This is a genomic window from Ascidiimonas meishanensis (assembly GCF_037782385.1).
GTDB classification, from domain to species: domain Bacteria; phylum Bacteroidota; class Bacteroidia; order Flavobacteriales; family Flavobacteriaceae; genus Ascidiimonas; species Ascidiimonas meishanensis.
Genome location: NZ_JBBEXD010000023.1, coordinates 1 through 4,079 on the forward strand (window position 1 = coordinate 1; position 4,079 = coordinate 4,079).

At 41.8% G+C, this 4,079-nt stretch carries 1 protein-coding gene; it reads right to left on the reverse strand.

Going from position 1 to position 4,079, the window contains the following annotated elements; translation table 11 throughout:
• The coding region (locus WBG07_RS19205; protein WP_340203731.1) for a condensation domain-containing protein at positions 1-4,079 on the reverse strand (4,079 nt) is incomplete at both ends.

Below are 4,079 nucleotides of genomic sequence, written 5' to 3' on the forward strand. Positions count from 1 at the left end.
TACCATAGGGATTCGCTATAAATTTCTCGGACGTTAATACATCTCGGTTTAAGTATCCCTCACTCACCTGAGAACCACTCACACATAATTCGCCAGTGACCCCTAAAGGGCACAACCCATTGCAGCCATCTAACAAAATAATGCGATTCTCATGAATAGGCCTGCCTATGTAGTTCCCTGATTCAGCAATAGGGTCTGATGAAGTATAAGTCATACAGCTTACCACTACCGTACTCTCCGTAGGACCATAAAACACATGAAGCTTGGCCTTGGGGAATACCGTGCGCATGTCTCGTAAAAGAGCGTTAGAAACCCTATCTCCCCCTACATATAATTCTGCTATATGGCTATATTGAGCGGCTATACCTGAGGTGGATATCGTGGTGACTAATTCTCTCATTAACGAAGGAATCGCATGAAAGCTATCTGAGCTTTTTAAGACTTCCAATAATAAATCTGGCTCTCGTACCACCACATCACTTAAAAGTGCTGCGGTACCGCCTGATAGTAACGGATTTAAAAACTCAAATAAGAAAATATCAAAACTATTGGAGGCCATGATAGGTTGTCTCCCTCCTCGTATAAAGAGTTCATTAAAGCCGCCTGTAAAACTATGTAGATTCTCATGGCGTACCATCACGCCTTTGGGCTTGCCAGTAGTGCCAGAGGTGTAAATAATATAGGCCATTGAAGAGGCTCCTACAGGGGAGAGTTCTGTCTCTTCTGAGATACAATGAGCTAATACATCTGAAATAACAATCGTGGGCAGGGCTCTTTCCCCTAAAGAGCCTACCAGGGAAGAGGAACTCAACACCGCGGTACTACCACTGTCTTTAACGATATAATCTAAACGATCTATGGGGTGTGACACATCTACAGGAACATACACATAGCCACTTTTAAAGAGGCCTATGATACTGATGAGCATCTCTAGGGAACGCTCCATGTAAAGTACAATCTTAGAACCGGGTGCATACCCTTGAGACTGTAGATAATAAGCAACCGTATCTGAACGGGCATCAAGCTCTTGATAGGTTAAACCAGCCTCTCCAAAGGTAACTGCTGTCGCATTGGGTGTACTAATCACTTGGGTTTTAAATATATCTAATACTGTCCCAGGGGCCTTTAATGTATCTAAGGAAGGATGGAAGCCTTCTAAAAGTTGATGTGCTTCTGCTGGTGTAATATAATCTAGCTCCTTTATTTGACTGACTCCGCTGATCATGCTTTCTAGGACTCCCTTAAAATGTGCCTGAAGCATCTGAATAAAAGAGACTTCAAATAGTTCTTTGTTGTAGTCAAACTTGATGGACACCGATTCTCCAAATAATCCAACTCCTAATGTGAGTACATAGTTGGTATATTCATGACCGTCAATATTGGAGATCGAAAGGTTTTTTGAAGTACTTAATAAGGCTTCATCTACAGGGTAGTTCTCAAAGACTAGTAGGGTATCAAAAAGGGTACCCTGTATGCCTGTACATCGCTGTATTTCATTGAGCGATAGATAACTGTATTCTTCACGAGCTGTGGTATGCCCTTGTTGAAGTTCGCCTAACCAGTTGTCAATCGTTTCTTCTTCTGATATACAACTACATACTGGGATGGTATTGATATACAATCCTACTGCGTTTTCTATATTCTCAAACTCTGAATCACGACCCGATACCGTAGCTCCAAAAACTACGGTGGAGTCTCCTGTATAACGAGAAAGCAGGTAACTCCATGCCCCCTGAATCATCGTATTTAAGGTCAAATGGTGGTGGGATGCGTATGCTTTTAGTCCTTGGGTCAGACTGCTTCCAAGATCAAGACTTGAGGAACTGTCTGCAAAAACTTTATTTCGTAACGACGCTTCCTTGAAGAAGGGTAAGTACACAGGATGGGATACATCTAAAAGATACTCTTTCCAGAAAGCGGTCAATACATCGCTGTTTTTTGATTTGATATCACGAATAAAAGTTCCATAATAATCTTCTCCTATAACAGGTAATGATAAGCCATCCGATAAGCGCTCATAACAACTTACAAATTCACTCATCAATACTGATAAAGACCAGCCATCCCATAAAATGTGATGGTTTTTCATTAATAACTTGGTGCGATTATCTGGAAGGTGAACCAAACTAAAACTAAACAAAGGAGCCGCTTCCAGCACAAAACCCGCTGCGGTGGCTTTGGATATATACGCTTGTAGGGTTCCTGGTAATGCGTCCTGATCAACATCCCTGTAATCAACCTCTTCTATTCTTAAAGAAACGTCCTTGTAGACGCATTGTACTGGAATATCAAAGTAATCTGCGTAGATGCCTGTTCGTAAGATACTGTGATGCTTGGTGATGTATTCCCAACTTTTAAGGAAAATATCGCTGTCAAGACCGCCGATAAAATCACAACTAAAGTGACTTACATATGCAGCGTTATTATCTTCATATAAACTGTGGAAAAGCATGCCTTCTTGTAAGGGGCTTAATACACTGATATCGGTGAGGGTTCCCCTATGAGATGAAAACTCTTTGAAAGATTCTAAACAAGCATGGTTGATACTTAAGGGTAAACCATAGTCTGATCCGGTCTTTATAGGGCAGGCGATGGCTAGACAATGTCTGATAATCGATTCCAGAGTTGATTGGTAGCCTGAGACCATTGCCTCTATCGTAGCCCTGGAATAGCAATTACTATCATAACTCCATGTAAAACGCAATTCTTCTGAAACAATCATTGCGTTGATAGAAAGTTTATGAGGGTTCTTGTTTGACAAAGACACATCTGAGCCTTTAGAAACCGCACTGAAACGTAATAGTGCTTCAGGGGAGTCCTCAAGACTGTTGTCAAAATCTCCTAAGTAATTAAAGACAACAGCTGAAAAGTCTTGGGATAAAACTTCTCCTGGCGATCCTTCAGATAGGTAACGTAGGATTCCATAGCCTACCCCCTTGTTGGGTATACCACGCAATTGGTCTTTGGTGTCGGCAATAAGACTGGAGAGTTCTTCCTTGTTCACTAACAATACAGGATAGACCGTGGTAAACCAACCTACGGTTCTGGTAATGTCTAGGTCTTCATAAAGCTCTTCTCGGCCATGACCCTCTAAGGAGATCACTACCTGAGCATGGGTGCTGTAGGTACTAAGGGTTCGTGATAACGCGCTCAATAAAATATCATTGATCTCTGTACCATAACTATGATGTATCTCCTGTAGTAAGGCCTTGGTGGTTTGTTTATCTAGCACCAGGGGTACCTCGGAGACATCGGCCAAGGTGCTTTCGCCAGTATACGAGTAATCACTCGGAAAAATTGTGTGCTTGCTTAAAATTGACTCCCAATAACCATACTCTGATAGTACTTCAGGACTCTTAGAGTACGCCATTAAACCTGCCTGCCATTGACGGTAAGAACTGCCTTTGGAGGGTAAGGTAATAGATTCCCCTTGTTGGGCTTTCTTTAAAAAATCTTCAAGGTCTTCTAAAAGAATCCTCCATGAAACACCATCTACAGATAGGTGATGTATAATCAGTAGTAAGTGGGAGGCTAGTCCTTCGCCTTTAAATAGTACAAAACGACAGACATCTCCGTTGCTAATGTCCAGGGCTGATTGGTAATACGCACTTCGCGTTTCTATATCTAATAAAGAACTTACCTGTTCTTCTATCAGTAGTACTTGCTGATCGGTGTAAGTGCCTATTACTTTAGCGGATGATACTTCGTAGCCTATTCGTAAACTATCATGCTGTGTTACTAATAAGGAAAGCGATTGGGAGAGTGCTGCTGTTGATACAGAACCATCCAATTCTAATAATACAGATTGATTGTAATGCCCAGGGTGCAATGGTTTGCTCTCGAAAAATTCATGCTGGATAGGTAATAAACCTAAAGCTCCACGAAGGGTTCCTTGTTCGCTTTGTATGGAAACTGCTGAAGAGATATTAACCGAAAGCCGGGCGATGGTCTGGTGTTCAAATAAATCTTTTACTTTAAAGTGAATCCCAGCGGTCTTGGAACGACTCACTACTTGAATGGCCTTAATAGAATCTCCCCCCAGTTCAAAGAAGTTATGGGTGGTACTGATCTTTTCTGCT